General features: G+C 71.9%; 16 protein-coding genes. 14 read left to right on the top strand and 2 right to left on the bottom strand.

What is annotated here, in order from left to right; all coding sequences use genetic code 11:
- The first annotated feature begins 82 nt into the window (after positions 1-82).
- The 8 genes from ABT160_RS09630 (at position 83) to ABT160_RS09595 (ending at position 7,817) form a co-directional block, all read left to right on the top strand.
- Positions 83-523, top strand: a complete 441-nt coding sequence (locus tag ABT160_RS09630; RefSeq protein WP_351645717.1) for a DUF8788 domain-containing protein — start codon at positions 83-85, stop codon at positions 521-523.
- A 55-nt stretch (positions 524-578) separates the two neighbouring features.
- A complete protein-coding gene (locus tag ABT160_RS09625) occupies positions 579-1,478 on the top strand; it encodes a DUF8788 domain-containing protein (RefSeq protein ID WP_351645715.1) in 900 nt (299 codons plus the stop codon).
- Between the two features lie 14 nt (positions 1,479-1,492).
- Positions 1,493-1,927, top strand: a complete 435-nt coding sequence (locus ABT160_RS09620; protein WP_351645713.1) for a DUF8788 domain-containing protein — start codon at positions 1,493-1,495, stop codon at positions 1,925-1,927.
- Between the two features lie 13 nt (positions 1,928-1,940).
- A complete protein-coding gene (locus tag ABT160_RS09615) occupies positions 1,941-2,507 on the top strand; it encodes a DUF8788 domain-containing protein (RefSeq protein ID WP_351645712.1) in 567 nt (188 codons plus the stop codon).
- A gap of 145 nt (positions 2,508-2,652) precedes the next feature.
- Positions 2,653-3,123, top strand: a complete 471-nt coding sequence (locus ABT160_RS09610) for a hemerythrin domain-containing protein (RefSeq protein ID WP_351645709.1) — start codon at positions 2,653-2,655, stop codon at positions 3,121-3,123.
- Between the two features lie 74 nt (positions 3,124-3,197).
- On the top strand, positions 3,198-3,905 hold the full coding sequence (locus ABT160_RS09605; RefSeq protein WP_351645706.1) for a Type 1 glutamine amidotransferase-like domain-containing protein: 708 nt from the start codon (positions 3,198-3,200) through the stop codon (positions 3,903-3,905).
- Between the two features lie 182 nt (positions 3,906-4,087).
- On the top strand, positions 4,088-6,991 hold the full coding sequence (locus tag ABT160_RS09600) for a M4 family metallopeptidase (protein ID WP_351645704.1): 2,904 nt from the start codon (positions 4,088-4,090) through the stop codon (positions 6,989-6,991).
- Positions 6,992-7,079: 88 nt separating this feature from the next.
- Positions 7,080-7,817: an SDR family NAD(P)-dependent oxidoreductase gene (locus tag ABT160_RS09595; RefSeq protein WP_351645701.1), complete on the top strand. Its 738-nt coding sequence runs from the start codon at positions 7,080-7,082 to the stop codon at positions 7,815-7,817.
- Between the two features lie 50 nt (positions 7,818-7,867).
- Here the strand turns inward: ABT160_RS09595 and ABT160_RS09590 are convergent, their stop codons facing one another.
- A complete protein-coding gene (locus ABT160_RS09590) occupies positions 7,868-9,178 on the bottom strand; it encodes an ROK family transcriptional regulator (RefSeq protein WP_351645698.1) in 1,311 nt (436 codons plus the stop codon).
- 186 nt (positions 9,179-9,364) lie between these two features.
- Here ABT160_RS09590 and ABT160_RS09585 point away from each other — a divergent pair, with 186 nt between their 5' ends.
- The 4 genes from ABT160_RS09585 to ABT160_RS09570 are packed head-to-tail and all read left to right on the top strand — an operon-like array spanning position 9,365 to position 14,011.
- On the top strand, positions 9,365-10,678 hold the full coding sequence (locus ABT160_RS09585; protein ID WP_351645695.1) for an ABC transporter substrate-binding protein: 1,314 nt from the start codon (positions 9,365-9,367) through the stop codon (positions 10,676-10,678).
- Positions 10,679-10,692: 14 nt separating this feature from the next.
- Positions 10,693-11,691 carry a carbohydrate ABC transporter permease gene (locus tag ABT160_RS09580; RefSeq protein WP_351645693.1) on the top strand — a complete coding sequence of 333 codons (999 nt, stop codon included), beginning with the start codon at positions 10,693-10,695 and terminating at the stop codon, positions 11,689-11,691.
- 49 nt (positions 11,692-11,740) lie between these two features.
- Positions 11,741-12,580 (top strand): carbohydrate ABC transporter permease, encoded by an 840-nt coding sequence (locus tag ABT160_RS09575; protein ID WP_351645847.1) that lies wholly within the window; start codon positions 11,741-11,743, stop codon positions 12,578-12,580.
- Positions 12,581-12,640: 60 nt separating this feature from the next.
- Positions 12,641-14,011 (top strand): GH1 family beta-glucosidase, encoded by a 1,371-nt coding sequence (locus ABT160_RS09570; RefSeq protein WP_351645690.1) that lies wholly within the window; start codon positions 12,641-12,643, stop codon positions 14,009-14,011.
- A 127-nt stretch (positions 14,012-14,138) separates the two neighbouring features.
- On the opposite strand, the gene ABT160_RS09565 is transcribed toward ABT160_RS09570, so the two are convergent.
- Positions 14,139-15,173: a LacI family DNA-binding transcriptional regulator gene (locus tag ABT160_RS09565; RefSeq protein WP_351645687.1), complete on the bottom strand. Its 1,035-nt coding sequence runs from the start codon at positions 15,171-15,173 to the stop codon at positions 14,139-14,141.
- Positions 15,174-15,408: 235 nt separating this feature from the next.
- Between ABT160_RS09565 and ABT160_RS09560 the strand changes: the two genes are divergently transcribed.
- Together ABT160_RS09560 and ABT160_RS09555 are read left to right on the top strand one after the other, a co-directional pair.
- Entirely contained in the window at positions 15,409-17,601 is a 2,193-nt protein-coding gene (locus ABT160_RS09560; RefSeq protein WP_351645684.1) for a pectate lyase-like domain-containing protein, read from the top strand.
- 182 nt (positions 17,602-17,783) lie between these two features.
- Complete coding sequence (locus ABT160_RS09555) at positions 17,784-19,967, top strand: discoidin domain-containing protein (RefSeq protein WP_351645682.1); 2,184 nt, start codon at positions 17,784-17,786, stop codon at positions 19,965-19,967.
- The last annotated feature ends 5 nt before the right edge of the window (positions 19,968-19,972 follow it).

Here is a 19,972-nt window from a genome sequence, read left to right as displayed (position 1 = left end):
TCCCCACGCCCCGGAACGCCCCCGGGCCGTGCGGCGACCCGTGCCGCCCGGCGCCGCGGGCAAGACGACGCAGGAGGAATCAATGGCACTCAAACCGCAGGTCAACATCATCGCCGTGGTCGACGTGATCGGCGCCCTGTCGGGCCAGACCTTGCAGAACGGCAACCTCTGCCTGATCGACAACGGCGACTACAAGAGCACCGGCCAGGGCACCCCGCACCTGACCACGCACGTCCGCCCCGGCCAGGTCATCCAGTGGACGTCCCTGGCGGTGGACCTCCAGACCCCCGTGGAGATCAAGAGCATCTCCTTCCTCGGCCCGGACGGCGTCGCCACGCCGCTGACGAACGGCGCCGCGGGCGGTGCCGACGAGGGCGAGAAGCTCGACCTGAACCACTGGGCGGGCGTGGTCCCGGCCTCCCTCGTGCCCGGCGTGGTGCACAAGTACCGCCTGGAGCTGCAGATGTACGAGGGCGAGCACAGCGTGCTCTCCGTGGAGTCGCCCGCGCTGATGCGCGTATGAGCGGGGCACAGGTCCCCGTCCCGCACGCCCCGACCAAGGACGACGAGGTGGAGTCATGGCCCAGCAGCTAGCGATCATCGTGCTCGTGGACGTCGGAAGCGCCATCGAGCAGAACACCCTCCAGGGCAACACCTACCTGTTCGACAACATGAAGCTGCACGGCTCGGAGGGGCAGGGCACCGGCGAGCTGGTCACCGCCATCCACGGCGGCACCTGGTTCGACGGCTCGCAGGCCATCGAGCAGGTCCTCAACTGGCTCCCGTACAGCCTGGGTTCGATCCCGCCGACGGTGCCCCGCAGCTACGAGGCCAACCGCGCCCGGCAGTCCGACGCGCAGGCCCTGGCCGAGCTGGACGCGCTCACCGCCAAGCCCGGCGTCCCCGGCGCCGACCCGGCGGCCGAGCTGGCCCAGATCCGCAAGGTGGCCGGCACCCGGGTGAAGACCACCCGGCGCACCCGGGGCCGCCTGTCGGGCCAGAAGGTCCTCGACGTCACCGGCCAGGTCGTCACCGACGGCACCGCGGGCTACAGCTACCCCGGCCCGGTCATCACCGACGTCTACGGCGAGGCCGTGGACGAGAAGATCATGTACCCGGCGGAGTACGGCTCGCCGGACATGGTGACCGACGGCTGGTACTGGTCGGCCACGGTCGACACCTCGCGGCCGGGCACGTACTCGTACACGATGCGCATCCAGCTGCACAAGCTGGTGGAGCAGGGCAGCGAGGTCCTCTGGGAGCCGGTCAACCTGACCTGCGAGTCCAAGCTGTGGATCACCTCCGAGCCCAAGCGCAACGGCTTCACCGGCGCGGGCATGGCGGACCTGTCGATCCCGCAGATGGCCAAGACGCCGTCCGGCCCGCCGCCCAGCGTGACGCCCGCGCCCCCGTCGGCCGTCCCGCAGCCGGCCGCGGGGCCGCAGTTCAGCGGCGGTCAGCCCACCCCCTACATCTAGACAAGGAGCGGCACATGGCCACCAGGGTCAAGCGGGACAACGGCGTCGCCAAGTCGCGGCCCGTCTCGATCACGGCCGTCGTGGACGCCGTCGGCGCCCTCGCCACCGGCAGCGTGCACGGCAACCTGTACCTGTACGACACCAACAAGACGTCCGGCTCGTCCGGACTGGGCACCGAGGAGCTGCACACCCGGGTGCGCCGGGGCGACGAGGTCCTCTGGTCGGTGCTCGCGCTCGAGTGTGAGGCGTACGTGGCGATCGACGGGATCGAGATCGACCCCGAGGTGATCGAGCCGGTGCGCAAGGTCTACCCGGGCACGGACGTGGCGTACTGGACCGGCGTGGTGAAGAAGGACAGCCCCTCCGGAGTGCCGTACCACATCAAGTTCAGGGTCGGCTCGCGGGACGCGGCGATCACGACCACGCTGACGCCGAGCCTCGTCGGCTAGAGGGGGAGAAGCGATGACCACCAGCACGAAGCAGAAGCAGGGCCAGCAGCAGGAGCAGAAGCAGAACCCGGGCCAGCTCAACTCCGTCCAGCTGAACATCGTCACCCTGGTCGACATGGAGCGGGCGGTCGAGACCGGCTCGCTGGCCGAGTCGATGTACATGATGGACAACAGCATCGGCGGTGACGGCCAGGGCAGGAACAACCTGGAGACCGTCTGCAAGCAGGGCCAGGTCATCAACTGGATCATCCGGCCCATCGACATGGACAAGCGGATCGACGGCACCTGGCCGCCCATGCCGAAGATCAACAGCATCGTGTTCCTCGACACCGAGCGCGGTGACGAGGAGGACGTCTCCGAGCGCCGGATCTTCGCCGAGCTGAAGATCTACGGGGCGCCGGACCGGATGCGGGACAAGTGGACCCCGGTCTACTACTACTGGGCCGGCACCGTGCTGCCCACCGCGAAGCCCGGTCTGTACCGCTACCGGCTGATCGTGGAGCTGGAGCAGCCCCACACCAAGGAGAAGCTGTACCTGAACACCGTGGACCACCCGTCGATCCGGATCCTGGAGGTCTGACGGCGGCGCGAGGGCGCCCGGCGGGCCGTTACGGCCCGCCGGGCGCCCTCCGTGCGCGTCCGGTCACGGGCCATGGCTACGGGATCCGGGACACCCCTCCGATAAGGTGGCAAAGCCCCCGAACCGGAACGCAAAGGACCCTGCCGTGTGCCACTACTGCGGCTGCCGCGACATCCCCCTGATCAAGGAGTTCATCGCCGAGCACGAGTCGGTGACCGACCTGGCGGGCGACGCCGTCCGCGCCCTGGAGCGCGACGACACCGTGCGCGCCGCCGAGCTGCTGCGCCGGATGGCCGGCGAGCTGGACGTGCACTGGCGGGGCGAGGAGAACGGGCTGTTCGCGGTGATGCGCCGCGACGAGGAGTACCGCGCCTACATCGAGGCCCTCGAGGTCGAACACCGCGAGCTGGCGGAGCTGTTGGCCACCGTCGACCTCGCCGACGCGGACGACCGCGCCAAGGTCGTGGCGGCCGTCGACGAACTGCACCACCACATCGCCAAGGAGGAGGACGGCCTCTTCCCCGCCTCCCTCACCGCACTCACCGGCGAGGAGTGGAACGCCTCGATGGCGGCCTGGCGCGAGGCCCACCCGCAGGCCGGTCCCGAAGCGCCCTGACCGCATCCCGCCAACGTGCGCACCGGGACGCGGGGAACGCATGTTCCCCGTGGGGCACGGGTAGTTGACGGCTCATGACTGGCCATGTGGTTGCCTGCGGCGCGGGACGCGCGATGATGGACCGGCACGACGACCCCTACCACGAGTACGTCCTGCGGCTCACCGGCAAGCGCCGCCCCCGGGTGCTGTTCCTGCCGACCGCCAGCGGCGACGACGCGGGGTACGTCGAGAGCTTCTACCGGACGTACGGGACCGACCGCTGCGAGCCGCACCACCTCGCGCTGTTCGCCCGCACCGTATCGGTCGCCGACCTGCCCGAGTACCTGATGTCGTTCGACGTCATCACCGTCGGCGGCGGCAACACGGCCAACATGTACGACGTGTGGCACCTGCACGGCGTCGACGCGCTGCTGCGCGAGGCGTGGCGCAACGGCAAGGTGCTCACCGGCGGCAGCGCGGGCGGCATCTGCTGGTTCTACGGCGGCACCACCGACTCCTTCGGCCTGCCCTACCAGGCGCTCCCGCGCGGACTGCGCCTGATAGACGAGTGGTTCTGCCCGCACTACGACGCCGAGGACGGCCGCCGCCCCGTCTTCCACCGCGCCCTGCTCGACGGCGTCCTGCCCACCGGCTACGGCGTGGACAACCTCGTCGGGCTGCACTTCGACGGCCGCGTCCTGGTGCGGGCGATCTCCTCCGACCCCAAGGCCAAGGCCGTCCGCGTCACCGTCCGCGACGGAGAGGTCGTCGAGAAGCCGATCCGGGTGCGCCTGCTCAGCTGACCGGCCTCCCCCGACCCGGGCGGGACGGCCGGGCCTCCCCAACCGGGACGCGGCCTTCCGCGCGTCCGGAAGTCGCCGGTGGCCACCCCCGCCCCATTGATGCCGGGCCGCAACACCGCTTGCATGGCGCCTGCCGCCGGTGGACGCCGTCGGCAGGACCTGTGCAGGGGGATGGGGAGAACGTGGCGCACCGATCAACAGGCATCATCAGACCCGGAGTCGGTACGGCGCGGCGGGGGACCGCGCTCGGTGCGACGGCGCTGCTCGGCGCCGTCGCGCTCGTCGTCTCCGTACCGCCCGCCTCGGCGGCGCAGCCCGGGCCCGCGCCCGCCGCGCCCGGCGAGGTGCTGCCGGGCCGGAGCACCGAGACGCCCGCCCTCGTCGACGGCATCCGGGAGGCGGCCCCGGCCGCCCCGGACGCGACCGGGGCGGCGCGCGCGTACCTCAAGGGCAAGCGCGAGCGCTACCGCATCGCCGACCCGGCCCGCGACCTGGCGCCGCTGAGCACCAGCACGGGCGCGGGCGGCCAGGAGACGGTGCGGCTCCAGCAGCGGCACCGGGGCGTGCCGGTGCTCGGCGGCCAGTACGTGGTGCGGATGGAGAACCGGGGCGGCGCGCGCGTCGTCACCGGCACGTCCGGCGCGTACTTCACCGGCCTGACCACCGGTACCACCGCCGCCGTGGACGAGTCGCTGGCCGTCGAGCGGGCCGTGGACGCGGTCACCGGCCAGCTCAACGACGGCCGCCCGGTGCTCACCGAGAGCGGCGAGCCGCCGGTCACCGGCACCTCCCGCGGCCTGGTCGTCCTGCCCACCGGCAGCGGCGTCCTCGCACTGCGCGTCACCGTGCGCGGCTCCGACCCCTCGACCGGGGAGCCGGTGCTGCGCGAGGTGTACGTGGACGCGAACGCGGGCTTCCCGGTGCTCCAGTACAGCGGGATCAAGACGTTCGGCAACGCGAGGCCGTCCACGGCGCGAACCGCTCCGGGCACCGCCAAGTCCTCGAAGCCCGCCGCGAAGCCCGCCAAGTCCGCCGCGAAGAGCGCGAGGGCCTCCGGTGTCGCCAAGGGCGCCGACGAAGGCCCCGGCTACCGGGGCTCCGGCATCCGGCTCGACGGGCAGGAGGTCCCCCTGGAGCTGGGCAAGGTCCTCGTCCCGTCCGAGGCGTACACGATGCACGACGTCACCCGCATCCACACCGACGAGGGCAACTCCCTGTCCACCTTCGACGCCCGGGGGCTCGACGTCTCCGACGTCTCGGGCAAGTGGCCGGACACGGGGATCGAGGAGTTCAGCTCCCCCACACCCGAGTTCGGCGCCGAGGCGACCGCCGCGGGCGCCGTCGACGCCCACTGGGGCGCGGGCCGGGTCTACGACTACTACTGGGACAAGCACGGCCGTGACAGCCTCGACGGCCACGGCATGACCATCAACTCCCTGGTGGGCGTGACCCAGTTCGGCCAGGGGTACGTCAACGCCTTCTGGGACGGCCAGAAGATGGTGTACGGCTCCGGCGACGCCGAGTACAAGCCCCTCTCGGCCGGACTCGACGTCATCGGCCACGAGATGACCCACGGCGTGGTCGAGACCTCCGCCAACCTGGTCTACGCGGGCCAGTCCGGCGCCATGAACGAGGCGCTCGCCGACTACTTCGGCAACGCCATCGAGAACGCCGCCCACGGCGTGGCCACCGCCGACCCCGACTCGGGCCTGGTGGGGGAGCGGCTGTGCCGCACCCTGGCGCCGCGCGACTGCGCCCTGCGCGACCTCAACGACGGCCGTACGACCGCCGGTTCGTACATCGGGGCCGGGTTCGGCACCGACAACGGCGGGGTGCACCTCAACTCCACGATCTTCTCCGGCGCCCTGTGGGACGCCCGCGAGGACCTGGGCGACGACTTCACCGACAAGGCCGTCTACCGGGCGCTGACCCAGTACCTGACCCCGCTGGACGGCTTCACCCAGGGCCGTGCCGCCGTGCTCGCCGCCGCCAAGGACCTGGGCGCCACGACGAAGCAACTCAACGTCCTCAAGCGGGACTTCAACGCGCACGGCATCGCGCCCGGCTGGGAGCTGGCGCTGGGCGTGGACTCCGACGTCGTGCAGAAGCGGGTCAACACCTTCGACTCCAAGCTGGGCGCGGGCGGTGGCTGGTGGGCCGCGGCCAAGTCGAACGAGAGCGGCGACGAGCCGTACTCGGTGTGGGCCGGGCGGCTCGACGGCAAGGGCCAGGTCAAGCTGATGAGCCCCAACGACGGCCGCTACCACGTCAATCCGGCCACCGACGGCAAGACCGTGGTGTGGCAGGCGTGGGGCTCCACCGGGGTCGACGTCCTCTCCAGGCCGCTCGCCGGCGGCCCGGTGAAGAAGCTCTTCTCCAGCCGCTCGGGCGGCTCCACGGTGGACGTCGACGGTGACACCGTCACCTTCGACTACGCCAACTACGGCGGGCGCAGGGCGATCGCGTACCTGAGCGTCAAGGACCCGCAGAAGGTGGTGAGCGTCGGCGGCGGCACGTACCACCGCGCGTTCTTCCCCTCGGTGAGCAACGGCAAGGTCTCCTACCAGGACACCGCGCGGGTGCGGGCCGCCGAGTACGCGTACACCACCCGGGTCGCGGACGTGGCCACCGGTGAGGACCGCACCGTCCAGCGGGTGGACTCCGGGGTGAGCACCGGGCCGACCGCAATCACCGGCAGGTACGTGTTCTGGCTGGTGGACGAGGTCGACGGCAACGGGGCGACCGCGCTGCGCCGGGCGAACCTGGACGGCACCGGGATCGTGGACCTCAGCCCGGAGACGGGCGCGGGCGCGCTCAACCTGTCGGCGCTGACGGCCTCCGAGGACGCGGTCACGGCGGTCGCGCTCCAGGCCGACACCGTCTACCGCAACGAGACGCTGCCCAAGCTGTGGCAGTTCACGGCGGACGGGGCGCCCGGCGCCGCCGCCAAGGGGCGCGTCTCCTGCAACCGGGGCGAGCAGAGCGACCCGGCCGCCGCCGCGGGCAGCCAGGTGATCTGGCTGGACGGCACGACCGGGGTGAGCGACATCGTCACCCGCACCCGCCCCGCGGGACGCTGCGGCTGACCGTCGCCGCAGGTGAGGGCCCCGCCGGAGCGCACTCCGGCGGGGCCCTTACGCTGATCTCCGACGGGTACGCGGAGAGGCGGAGGCGATGGAAGGTCGGCGCGGGGTCACCGTGGTCACGGGCGGCAGCCGGGGCATCGGCGCGGCGGTCTGCCGCCGGCTCGCGGCGGAGGGGCACGACCTGGTGGTCGGCTACCGCTCCGACGAGCGGGCCGCGCTCGCGGTCGTACGGGACGCGGAGGCGGAGGGCGCACGCGCGCTGGCGGTCGCCGTGGACACCGCCGACGAGCACGCGGTCGCCCGGCTGCTGGACACCGCGGCCGCCGCGCTCGGCCCGGTGACGGGCCTGGTCAACAACGCGGGCGTGAGCGGACCCAACGGGCGCCTGGCCGACGCGGACGCGGACGGGATGCGCCGGGCCCTTGAGGTCAACCTGCTCGGCTACCTGCTGTGCGCGCGCCAGGCGGTGCGGGCGATGGCGGCCACCGGGGGAGGGGCGATCGTCAACGTCTCCTCGGCGGCGGCCACCCTGGGCAGCCCCGGCCAGTACGTGCACTACGCGGCGGCCAAGGCGGGCGTCGACGCGCTGACGGTGGGCCTGGCCAAGGAGGTCGCCGCCGACGGGATCCGGGTCAACTGCGTCGCGCCGGGCACGGTGTGGACGGACTTCCACGAGGACCCCCAGCGCCCGGCGCGGATCGCGACGGGCATCCCGCTGGGCCGCGCGGGACAGCCGGACGAGATCGCGGGCGCGGTCGCCTGGCTCCTCTCCGACGACGCGTCCTACACGACGGGCGCGGTCCTGCGCGTGGCGGGCGGGCTGTAGGCCCCGGCCCGTGGCCCCGGGCCGGGCGGCCGCTCCGGCCCCCCGGCCCGTCAGTGCGTCGCCCGGTCCTTCAGGGACGAGGCCCAGTCCGGGACCGGTTCCTTCGGCTCCGTCTCGGCGCGGCGGCCGCCTCGGGCGAAGAAGTCGGCCAGCGGCAGGATCGCCGCGCCCACCGTGACCGCGTCCGGGCCCAGTCTGCCCAGGCCGATCGTGGTGCGGCTGGCCGGGTAGCGCAGGGCGTAGGCGACCGCGTACTCCCTGACCGCGTCCAGGAAGCGGGTGCCGAGCTGGAGGCCCGCCCAGCCGCCGACCAGGATCCGCTCCGGCTGGAAGAGGTTGATCAGGTCCGCGAAGCCCGCGCCCAGGTACTCGGCGGTCTCCTCCAGGACCGCCAGCGCGGTGGCGTCCGGTTCGGTGGGCGTACCGGCGGCCGGGTAGGCGGCGGCCAGCATCGCGGTGAGCGCGGTCTCCTCGTCGGTGCGCTCGGGCGGACGGCCGCCCGCCTCGCGCCAGCGCTCCAGGAGGGCCTCGGCGCCCGCGTAGGCCTCCAGGCAGCCCTGGGCGCCGCAGCGGCAGCGGCGCCCCCGGACCCGTACCGTCAGGTGCCCCCACTCCACGGCCCGGCCCGGGCCCAGGTCGTCGGTGACCACGCAGGCGCCGACGCCGGAGCCGAAGAGCACGAACACCGCGCTGCGGGCGCCCCGCCCCGCGCCGAACCACATCTCGGCCTGGCCCAGCGTCTTGGCGCCGTTGTCGATGTAGAACGGCACGCTCGCGGGCAGCGGGCCCGCCTCGCGCAGCAGCCGCTCCAGCGGGACCGCGTCCCAGCCGATCGTCTGGCCGTGCACCACGGCGCCGTGCTCCGGGTCGCGGGCGACGATGCCGGGCACCCCGACGCCGACGCCGAGCAGCCGCTCGGCGGGGACGTCCGCGGTGCGCAGCACCTCGGCGATGCCGTCGCGGATGTGGCCGACGACCACGCCGACCTCGTACGCGTCGTGCGGGGCGCCCTCCACGGCCAACGGGCGCTCGACGCGCGCCAGTTCGGCCAGGGTGACGTCGAACAGCTCGATGCGGATGCGGGTTTCGCCGACGTCGACGCCGATCATCACGCCGCTGGCCGGGCTGACCCGCAGCAGGGTGCGCGGCCGGCCGCCCGCCGAGTCGACGCTGCCGGCCTCCTCCACCAGTCCCTCGGCGGCGAGTTCGGCGACCACGTTGCTCACCGAGCCGGAGCTGAGCCCGGTCGCGGGGCCGAGCGAGAGGCGGCTCAACGGGCCTTCGAAATACAACTGTTGCAATACCGCGGTGCGGTTCTCCCGACGCAGGTCACGCACCGTACGGCCAGTCCTCGCTGCCACCCTGCCCCCAGTTCGTAAGGTCCGTGACTGCAAGATACCTCCGGCGTGACCCTTGACGCGACCTTCCCTTGCGATTTAACTCACGTCCTAAATTAAGCCAGGGGGGTCAAGGGTGCAGCGTGGGACGCCGCGCTCGTCCGCCCTTCCGGGCTTCTCCACATCTCCCGAAGGGGCCCCCGAGGAGCCATGCGCATCATCAGAGCCGCCGCCACCGGAGCCGTCACCCTCTCCCTCGTCCTCACCGCAACCGCCTGTGGCGGCGGCACGGGTGGCGGCTCCGGGGCCGGGGACGGCAAGACCCTGACCTACTGGGCCTCCAACCAGGGCTCCAGCATCGAGGTGGACAAGAAGGTCCTCCAGCCGGAGCTCGACAAGTTCGAGAAGCAGACCGGCGTCAAGGTCAAGCTGGAGGTCGTCCCCTGGTCCGACCTGCTCAACCGCATCCTCACCGCCACCACGTCCGGGCAGGGCCCCGACGTGCTCAACATCGGCAACACCTGGAGCGCCTCGCTCCAGGCCAGCGGCGCCCTGCTGCCCTGGGACTCCGCCAACTTCGGCAAGATCGGCGGCAAGGACCGCTTCGTCGACTCCGCCCTCGGCTCCACCGGCGCGCCCGGCAAGGACCCCGCCGCCGTGCCGCTCTACTCGATGGCGTACGCGCTCTACTACAACAAGAAGATGTTCGCCGAGGCGGGGATCGCCAAGCCCCCGGCCACCTGGGACGAACTCGTCGCCACCGGCAAGAAGCTGAGCACCGGCGGCAAGTGGGCGCTGGGCGCCGAGGGCTCCAACCTCTCCAACAACATCCACCAGGTGTTCGTCCTCGGCAAGCAGCACGGCGCCGACTTCTTCACCCCCGACGGCAAGCCCGACTTCACCTCCGACGGCGCCGTCGCGGCCGTCAAGCAGTACGTCGACCTGATGGCCAAGGACAAGGTCGTCGCCCCCGGCAACGCCGAGTACGCCCAGAACCAGTCGCTGAGCGACTTCGCCAAGAACAAGACCGCCATGGTCCTGTGGCAGACCGCGTCCGCCACCTTCAAGTCCCAGGGCATGAAGGACGAGGACTGGGGCGTCGCCCCCGCGCCCGTGCCCAGCGGCCAGCCCGGCACCGGCGCCCAGACCAACTCCATGGTCGCGGGCATCAACATGGCCGTCTTCAAGAACTCCAAGAACCTCAAGGGCGCGACCGACTTCGTGAAGTTCATGACCAGCGACGAGGAGCAGAAGGTCCTCAACACCGCCTACGGCTCCATCCCGCCGGTCAAGACCGCCCAGCAGGACGCCGCCTTCAACGGCCCCGCCCTGTCGGTGCTCCGCGACACCCTCGCCAAGAGCGCCTCGGCCCTGCCCCAGGTGCCCGAGGAGTCCCAGTTCGAGACCGTCGTCGGCACCGCGGTGAAGGAGCTCTTCGCCGACGCCGCCGCCGGCCGCGCGGTCACCACCGAGTCGGTCAAGGCCAAGCTCGACAAGGCCCAGCAGCAGATGCCCAAGAAGTAGGCACGGACACCGAGATGACCACCGCCGTCAGCCCCCGCCGCGGCAGCGCGCGGACGGCCGGCGCCAAGGAGCCCGGAGAGGCGCGCGCCCCGCGCCGCTCCGGGCGGCTGCGCCGCGCCGGACTCCCGTACCTGCTGCTCCTGCCCGCCCTCGTCCTCGAACTGCTCGTCCACCTGGTGCCCATGGTCATGGGCATCGTGATGAGCTTCCGCGAGCTCACCCAGTTCTACATCTCCAACTGGGGCAGCGCCCCGTGGAGCGGCCTCGACAACTACGCCGTCTCCGTGGACTTCGACGCCCCCGTCGGACAGGCCCTGTTGAAGTCCTTCGTCACCACCTGCGTGTTCACCCTCGCCTCGGTCGGCCTGTGCTGGCTGCTCGGCACCGCCGCCGCAGTCTTCCTCCAGGAGTCCTTCCGCGGCCGGGGCGTCCTGCGCACCATCTTCCTGGTGCCGTACGCGCTGCCCGTGTACGCCGCCGTGATCACCTGGGCCTTCATGTTCCAGCGCGACAACGGCCTGGTGAACCACGTCCTGCACGACCAGCTCGGCCTCGGCGACAGCCCCGCCTTCTGGCTGATCGGCGACAACGCCTTCTGGGCGCTGCTCGCCGTGTCGGTCTGGAAGGGCTGGCCGTTCGCCTTCCTCATCGTGATGGCGGGACTGCAGAACATCCCGCGCGACATGTACGAGGCCGCGGCCCTGGACGGCGCCGGGGTGTGGAAGCAGATCCGGCACATCACCATGCCCTCGCTGCGCCCCGTCAACCAGGTGCTCGTCCTGGTGCTGTTCCTGTGGACGTTCAACGACTTCAACACGCCGTTCGTGCTGTTCGGCAAGGCCGCCCCCGAGTCGGCCGACCTGATCTCGCTGCACATCTACCAGTCCTCGTTCCAGACCTGGAACTTCGGCACCGGCTCGGCCATGTCCGTCCTGCTCCTGCTGTTCCTGCTCGTCGTCACCGGCGCCTACCTGCTGCTGACCAACCGGGGAAGGAAGGCCGCCGATGCCTGACACCCTGACCGCGCCGGCCCGCCCGGCCCCGGCACCGTCGCGCTCGCCGATGGCCCCGCCGCGCTCCTTCCTGTGGACCCGGCGGATCTTCCTGACCCTGCTGACCGGCTTCGTGCTGCTGCCGGTGTACGTGATGGTGTCCAGCTCGCTCAAGCCGCTCCAGGACGTCTCGGGCAAGTTCCAGTGGATCCCCTCGGGGCTCACCTTCCGTCCGTACGTGGACATCTGGAAGACCGTGCCGCTCGCCGACTACTTCACCAACTCGCTGATCGTGGCCGGCCTGGCGACGGTCTGCTCGGTGACGATCGCGGTCTTCGCGGCCTACGCGGTCAGCCGCTACCAGTTCCGCGGCAAGCGCGTCTTCACCGTCACCGTCCTGTCGACGCAGATGTTCCCCGGCATCCTCTTCCTGCTGCCGCTGTTCCTCATCTACGTCAACATCGGCAACGCCACCGGCATCGCGCTCTTCGGCTCGCGCGGCGGTCTGATCCTCACCTACCTGACCTTCTCGCTGCCGTTCTCCATCTGGATGCTCATCGGCTACTTCGACTCGATCCCCAGGGACCTGGACGAGGCGGCCAAGGTCGACGGATGCGGACCGCTGGGCGCGCTGTTCCGGGTGATCGTGCCCGCCGCGATCCCCGGCATCGTCGCCGTCGCCGTGTACGCGTTCATGACCGCCTGGGGCGAGGTGCTCTTCGCGTCCGTCATGACCAACGACGCCACCCGCACCCTCGCCGTGGGCCTGCAGGGCTACTCCACCCAGAACGACGTGTACTGGAACCAGATCATGGCCGCCTCGCTCGTCGTCAGCGTCCCCGTGGTGGCCGGCTTCCTGCTCCTGCAGCGCTACCTCGTCACCGGCCTCACCGCCGGGGCCGTCAAGTGACGCCCCGTCAACCCACCGTCCCACAGCCGCCCTTCGCACCGCACCACGAAAGGCACCCCCGTGTCCGAATCCGCTGACGCCCCCGCACTCGACCTGGCCGCCTTCCCGGCCGGCTTCACCTGGGGCACCGCGACCTCCGCCTACCAGATCGAGGGCGCCGTGGCCGAGGACGGCCGCGCCCCCTCCATCTGGGACACCTTCAGCCGCGTCCCGGGCGCGGTCGACGGCGGCGACCACGGCGACACCGCCTGCGACCATTACCACCGCTGGCCCGAGGACGTCGCCCTGATGCGCACCCTCGGCACCGACGCCTACCGGCTCTCCGTCGCCTGGCCGCGCGTGCTGCCCTTCGGCGACGGCCGGGTCAACGGCCCCGGCCTGGACTTCTACGACCGTCTGGTCGACGGCCTCCTGGAAGCGGGCATCACCCCGTCCGTCACCCTCTACCACTGGGACCTGCCCCAGGCCCTCCAGGACCGCGGCGGCTGGAACGAGCGCGGCACCGCCGAGGCGCTCGCCGGCTACGCCTCCGCGGTCGCCGGGCGCCTCGGCGACCGCGTCACCCAGTGGGCCACCCTCAACGAGCCGCTGTGCTCCGCCTGGATCGGCCACCTGGAGGGCCGGATGGCCCCGGGCCTGACCGACCTGCCCACCGCCGTGCGCGCCTCCTACCACCTTCTGCTCGCCCACGGCCTGGCCGTGCAGGCGGTACGGGCCGCCGTCCCCGGCGCCCAGGTCGGCCTGGTCACCAACCACTCCACCGTCGAGCCCGCCTCCACCCGCCCGGAGGACCTGGCCGCCGCCGCCCGCATGGACGGCCACACCAACCGCTGGTGGCTGGACCCGGTGTACGGCCGCGGCTTCCCCGCCGACATGCGCGAGCTGTACGGGGTGGAGCTGCCCGAGCGCCCGGGCGACCTGGAGACGATCGCCGCGCCGCTGGACTGGCACGGCCTGAACTACTACTTCCCGGTCACCGTCGAGGACGACCCCGGGGGCCCCGTCCCGCACGCCCGCGAGGTGCGCCTGGCCGACGTCCCGCGCACGTACATGGACTGGCAGGTGGACGCGGGCGGCCTGGAGGCGCTGCTGATGCGGCTGACCGACGACTACGGGGTGTCCAGGCTGTACGTCACCGAGAACGGCTCGGCCTACCCGGACGCGGTCGGCCCCGACGGCGCGGTCCACGACCCGGAGCGCACCGCCTACCTGGAGGGCCACCTGGCCGCGTGCGCGCGTGCGGTGCGCAAGGGGGCGCCGCTGGCGGGCTACTACGCCTGGTCGCTCCTGGACAACTTCGAGTGGGCGTACGGCTACGACAAGCGCTTCGGCCTGGTCCACGTCGACTACGAGACCCAGAAGCGCACGGTGAAGACCAGCGGGCGGCGGTACGCGGAGATCATCCGGGCCCACCGGGAGGCGCAGGCCTGATCCTGCGCGCCCGAGGCGCCCCGGAGCACCCCCGTCCGCGCCGTGACCGGACGGGGGCCGTCGGGGCGGCCTCGTCCCCCCCACGGGGGTACCGGTCCCGTCCGCGTACTCGTATACGAAAGCCCGCTCAGGCCGAGTCGCGCACCACCAGCTCCGGCGCGAACACCACCGAGGCGGGCTCCGTCCGCGTGCCCTGGAGCTGTTCGAGCAGCAGCTCCGCCATCCGCGCCGACATCCGCTCCACCGGCTGGCGCACCGTCGTCAGCGGCGGGCGGCAGGTCAGCGCCGCGCTGGAGTCGTCGAAGCCGACCACGGCCACGTCCCCGGGCACGTCCTTGCCGTGCTCGCGCAGGTACTGGCAGGCGCCCAGCGCCATCAGGTCGTTGGCGGCGAACACCCCGTCCAGGTCGGGGTGGTCCGCGAGCAGCGCCGCCATCGCGCGCGCCCCGCTGTCCGAGGTGAAGCTGCCCTCCACGGCGGGCAGCGCGTCGATCCCCGCCTCCGCCAGCGCCGCCCGGAAGCCCGCCAGGCGCTCCCGGGCGGCGGGGAGGCCGTGCGGCGCGCTGATCGTGGCGAGCCGCCGCCGGCCGCGCGAAAGAAGGTGCGCGGCGGCGAGCCGGGCGCCCGCGGCGTGGTCCAGGTCGACGTGGCTGACCCGCTCGGCGCCCGGCGGCCGGGCGAACAGGGCGGTGGGGATGTGCGCCGCGGCCAGCATCGCGGGCAGCGGGTCGTCCGCCTGGATCGACACCACCAGGGCGCCGTCGGCGCTGCCCTGGCGCAGGTAGTCCACGACCTGCTCGCGGGCCGTGGCGGACTCGGCGACCAGCAGCAGCGGGTGGACGCCGCGCGGGCGCAGGAAGCCCAGGACGCCGTTGACGACCCGGCCGAAGAACGGGTCGGCGAAGACCCGGGTGGCGAAGGTGTCGCCCGCGCCGGACAGGACCAGGGCGACGGCCTCGGTGCGGTGGGTGACCAGGGAGCGGGCGGCCCGGTTGGGCGCGTAGCCGGTGCGCTCGATGGCGAGGCGGACGGCCTCCTGGATGCCGGGGTCGACGTTGCGCACGCCGTTGACGACGCGTGACACGGTGGCCCGGGACACGCCCGCCTCGCGTGCCACGTCCTCCAGCGTCGGACTCTTGCTCCCCCGTGCCGTTCTCCCCATTGCGGCACCATAACCCGGGGACCCGAGGGGGGTACGGGCAGCCGGGCGCGGCCGTACCGGGCGCCCCACCAGGAACGACGCGGTCCGTTGGCGGACGGCGGCCCGGACGGTTCCGTCTCCACTTAAGCCAAGCCAAAAGAAAAGTCCCGTCACGCTTCTTGACCGGCCGAACGGACCGCGTGCAAGGTTCCGGAGAGCGCTCTCCCGTTTCAGGTTCGTTACAAGGAGCCCTGACATGCCCCCAGTTGGGATACCAACGGCGCCAACCAGGCGTAGACGCAGACCAGTCGTGCGACGCGGCCTGGCAGGAGCGGTGGTCTCCGCCCTCGTCGGCGCGCTGCTCGTCCTCGCCCCCGCGACCACCGCCCAGGCCGCGCCCGTCCTGCTCTCCCAGGGCAAGCCCGCCACCGCCTCCAGCACCGAGGGCGCGGGCACCTCCGCCGACAAGGCGGTGGACGGCGACGCGGGCACCCGCTGGTCCAGCGCCTTCTCCGACCCCCAGTGGCTCCAGGTCGACCTGGGCGCCCCGGCCGCCCTCGACCACGTCGAGCTGCGCTGGGAGACCGCCGCCGCCAAGGCGTACCGCATCGAGCTCTCCAGCAACGGCACCACCTGGACCACCGCCTACTCCACCACCACCGCCACCGGCGGCAACCAGTCCGTCCCGGTCACCGGCACCGCCCGCTACGTCCGGATGTACGGCACCCAGCGCACCACCGGCTACGGCTACTCCCTGTGGGAGTTCCAGGTGTACGGCACCGGCGGGGGCACCGGACCCACCCTGCCCGGCGGTGGTGACCTCGGCCCGAACGTGCACATCGTCGACCCGTCCACGCCCAACATCCAGCAGCAGCTCGACGACGTGTTCAAGCAGCAGGAGTCCGCGCAGTTCGGCACCGGCCGGCACGCCTTCCTGTTCAAGCCCGGCACGTACAACGGCCTCAACGCCCAGATCGGCTTCTACACCCAGATCGCCGGGCTCGGCCTGCGGCCCGACGACACCACCATCAACGGCGACGTGACCGTCGACGCGGGCTGGTTCGGCGGCAACGCCACCCAGAACTTCTGGCGCTCCGCCGAGAACCTGGCCCTCAACCCGGTCAGCGGCACCGACCGCTGGGCCGTCTCCCAGGCCGCCTCCTTCCGCCGCATGCACGTCAAGGGCGGGCTCAACCTGGCGCCCAACGGCTACGGCTGGGCCAGCGGCGGCTACATCGCCGACAGCAAGATCGACGGCCAGGTGGGCAACTACTCGCAGCAGCAGTGGTACACCCGGGACAGCTCCATCGGCGGCTGGTCCAACTCGGTCTGGAACCAGGTGTTCTCGGGCACCGAGGGTGCCCCGGCCACCGGCTTCCCCGAGCCCCGCTACACCACCCTGGACACCACCCCGGTCTCCCGCGAGAAGCCCTTCCTGTACTACGAGGGCGGCGAGTTCAAGGTCTTCGCCCCCGCCAAGCGCGTCAACGCGCGCGGCACCACCTGGGCGAACGGAAACCCGCAGGGCACCTCGATCCCGCTCAGCCGCTTCTACGTCGTCAAGCCCGGCACCAGCGCCGCCACCATCAACCAGGCGGTCACCCAGGGCCTGCACCTGCTGTTCACGCCCGGCATCTACCACGTGGACCGGACCATCGAGATCAACCGCGCCGACACGGTCGTCCTGGGCCTCGGCCTCGCCACGATCATCCCCGACAACGGCGTGACCGCGATCCGCGTCGGCGACGTCGACGGCGTCCGGCTGGCCGGCCTGCTCGTCGACGCCGGCCCGGTCAACTCGCAGACCCTGGTCGAGGTCGGCCCGCAGAACGCCTCCGCCGACCACTCCGCCAACCCCACCACCGTGCAGGACGTCTACATCCGCATCGGCGGCGCGGGCCCCGGCAAGGCCACCACCAGCATGGTGATCAACAACGACGACACGATCGTCGACCACACCTGGGTGTGGCGCGCCGACCACGGTGACGGCGTCGGCTGGGAGACCAACCGGGCCGACTACGGCGTCCGCGTCAACGGCGACGACGTGCTGGCCACCGGGCTGTTCGTCGAGCACTTCAACAAGTACGACGTCGAGTGGTACGGCGAGCGCGGCCGCACGATCTTCTTCCAGAACGAGAAGGCGTACGACGCGCCCAACCAGGCGGCCGTCCAGAACGGTTCGGTCAAGGGCTACGCCGCCTACCGGGTGGACGACTCGGTGACCACTCACGAGGGATGGGGCCTGGGCAGCTACTGCTACTACAACGTCGACCCGACCATCCGCCAGGCGCACGGCTTCCGCGCCCCGGTCAAGCCGGGCGTGAAGTTCCACAGCCTGCTGGTGGTCTCGCTCGGCGGGAACGGCCAGTACGACCACGTCATCAACGACACCGGAGCGCCCACCTCGGGCACCTCCACCGTGCCGTCCACGGTCACCTCGTTCCCGTAACCCCCTCCGGCGGACCGCCCCGCGCGGGCGGTCCGCCCCACGCACTCCCTTCCGGGCGGTGGACCCCGCCCCCGCTGTCCTGCCCGGAAGGGGCACGTCCCGGGGCGGGTCCCGCCTCCCCGCGTCCCCGCCCCGTCAGCCCCCTGTGATCCTCCCTCTTGATCCCCTTTCACGGAGCCGCCATGAAGCACGTCCTCACGCGTGCCCGCACGCCGCGCCCGCGCCACCGCGCCACCTCCGCGCTGCTCGCCGGCGCGCTGGCCGCCTCGGCCCTCACCGCCCTGGCCACCGCGCCCTCCGCCCACGCCGCCGAGACCCTGCTCTCGCAGGGCAAGACGGCCACCGCGTCCTCCTCCGAGGGCGCGGGCTACGCCGCCTCGGCCGCCGTCGACGGCAACCTCGGCGGCACCCGCTGGGCCAGCGACCGCAGCGACCCCCAGTGGCTCATGGTCGACCTCGGCCGCACCGCCAACCTCAGCAGGGTGGTGCTGACCTGGGAGTCCGCGTACGGCAAGAACTACGAGATCCAGGCCTCCGACAACGGCACCGACTGGCGGAGCCTGAAGACCGTCACCGGCGGTGACGGCGGCACCGACGAGGTCGCCGTCACCGGCAGCGGCCGCTACGTGCGCATGCTGGGAACCCAGCGCGGCACCGGCTACGGCTACTCCCTGTGGGAGTTCCAGGTGTACGGCTCCGACGACGGCACCACCCCGCCGCCCACCGGGGGAGCGGTCAAGGTCACCGGCTCCCAGGGCAACTGGCAGCTGACGGTGGGCGGCCAGCCCTACAGGGTCAAGGGCCTCACCTGGGGCCCGGCCGTCGCCGACGCGGGACGCTACATGCCGGACCTGAAGTCGATGGGCGTCAACACCATCCGCACCTGGGGCACCGACGGCAGCACCAAGCCGCTGCTCGACGCCGCCGCGGCCCAGGGCATCCGCGTCATGAACGGCTTCTGGCTCCAGCCCGGCGGCGGCCCCGGCTCCGGCGGCTGCGTCAACTACGTCACCGACACCGCGTACAAGAGCTCCATGCTCACCGAGTTCGCCAAGTGGGTCGACGCCTACAAGACGCACCCGGCGACCCTGATGTGGAACGTCGGCAACGAGTCCGTCCTCGGCCTGCAGAACTGCTACAGCGGCACCGAGCTGGAGAACCAGCGCAACGCCTACACCACCTTCGTCAACGACGTCGCCAAGAAGATCCACTCCATCGACCCGGACCACCCGGTGACCTCCACCGACGCCTGGACCGGCGCCTGGCCGTACTACAAGCGCAACGCCCCCGACCTCGACGTGTACTCGATGAACTCCTACGGCGACATCTGCCGGGTGCGCCAGGACTGGGAGGCGGGCGGCTACACCAAGCCGTACATCATCACCGAGACCGGCCCCGCGGGGGAGTGGGAGACCCCCAAGGACGCCAACGGCGTCGCCGACGAACCCACCGACGTGCAGAAGGCCGACGGCTACACCAAGGCGTGGAACTGCATCACCGGGCACCAGGGCGTGGCCCTCGGCGCCACCATGTTCCACTACGGCACCGAGCACGACTTCGGCGGCATCTGGTTCAACCTGGTGCCCGACGGGCTCAAGCGGCTCTCGTACTACGCGGTGAAGAAGCTCTACAAGGGCAGCACCGCGGGCGACAACACCCCGCCGGTCATCAGCGGCATGACCGTCTCCACCCCGCAGAACGCCCCGGCCGGGGGCCAGTTCACCCTCCGGGCCACCGTCCGCGACCCCGACAACGACCCGCTGACCTACAAGGTCTTCCTCAGCGGCCAGTACGCCAACGGCGACAAGCGCCTGCTCGACGCACCGTTCCGGGCCAACGGCGACGGTTCGTTCACCGTGACCGCACCGGAGAAGCTCGGCGTGTGGAAGGTCTACCTCCAGGCGGAGGACGGCAAGGGCAACGCCGGCATCGAGACCAGGTCCGTGAAGGTCGTCGCCCCGCCGGTCGCGGGCACCAACCTCGCCCTGAACCGCCCCACCACCGCCTCCTCTTTCCAGGGTTCGTACGGCGACTGCCCCTGCACCCCGCAGAACGCCACCGACGGCAAGGCGAACACCCGCTGGGCCAGCGACTGGAGCGACCCGCAGTGGATCCAGGCCGACCTCGGCTCGGTCCGCGCCTTCAGCCGGCTCCAGCTGGTCTGGGACCCGGCGTACGCCAAGGCCTACCAGGTCCAGGTCTCCGACGACGGCAACGCCTGGCGCACGATCCACACCCAGACCGCGGGCAACGGGGACGTCGACACCATCGAGGCGGCCGCCTCCGCCCGCTACGTCCGGCTCCAGCTGACGGCGCGGGGCACCGGATACGGCTACTCCCTCTACGAGTTCGGCGTCTTCGGCTGATCCGC

The organism is Streptomyces sp. NPDC001941 (assembly GCF_040296945.1).
In the GTDB taxonomy this organism is placed as follows: domain Bacteria; phylum Actinomycetota; class Actinomycetes; order Streptomycetales; family Streptomycetaceae; genus Streptomyces.
The sequence above is the reverse complement of the archived record's forward strand: the minus strand, read 5'-3'. Positions and strand labels throughout refer to the sequence as shown.

What these genes read in the sequence shown, in the direction of transcription:
- ABT160_RS09630 (WP_351645717.1), top strand. Translation starts at nt 83, where the DNA reads ATGGCACTCAAACCGCAGGTCAACATCATCGCCGTGGTCGACGTGATC.
- ABT160_RS09625 (WP_351645715.1), top strand. Translation starts at nt 579, where the DNA reads ATGGCCCAGCAGCTAGCGATCATCGTGCTCGTGGACGTCGGAAGCGCC.
- ABT160_RS09620 (WP_351645713.1), top strand. Translation starts at nt 1,493, where the DNA reads ATGGCCACCAGGGTCAAGCGGGACAACGGCGTCGCCAAGTCGCGGCCC.
- ABT160_RS09615 (WP_351645712.1), top strand. Translation starts at nt 1,941, where the DNA reads ATGACCACCAGCACGAAGCAGAAGCAGGGCCAGCAGCAGGAGCAGAAG.
- ABT160_RS09605 (WP_351645706.1), top strand. Translation starts at nt 3,198, where the DNA reads ATGACTGGCCATGTGGTTGCCTGCGGCGCGGGACGCGCGATGATGGAC.
- ABT160_RS09595 (WP_351645701.1), top strand. Translation starts at nt 7,080, where the DNA reads ATGGAAGGTCGGCGCGGGGTCACCGTGGTCACGGGCGGCAGCCGGGGC.
- ABT160_RS09585 (WP_351645695.1), top strand. Translation starts at nt 9,365, where the DNA reads ATGCGCATCATCAGAGCCGCCGCCACCGGAGCCGTCACCCTCTCCCTC.
- ABT160_RS09580 (WP_351645693.1), top strand. Translation starts at nt 10,693, where the DNA reads ATGACCACCGCCGTCAGCCCCCGCCGCGGCAGCGCGCGGACGGCCGGC.
- ABT160_RS09575 (WP_351645847.1), top strand. Translation starts at nt 11,741, where the DNA reads ATGGCCCCGCCGCGCTCCTTCCTGTGGACCCGGCGGATCTTCCTGACC.
- ABT160_RS09565 (WP_351645687.1), bottom strand. Translation starts at nt 15,173, where the DNA reads ATGGGGAGAACGGCACGGGGGAGCAAGAGTCCGACGCTGGAGGACGTG.
- ABT160_RS09560 (WP_351645684.1), top strand. Translation starts at nt 15,409, where the DNA reads ATGCCCCCAGTTGGGATACCAACGGCGCCAACCAGGCGTAGACGCAGA.
- ABT160_RS09555 (WP_351645682.1), top strand. Translation starts at nt 17,784, where the DNA reads ATGAAGCACGTCCTCACGCGTGCCCGCACGCCGCGCCCGCGCCACCGC.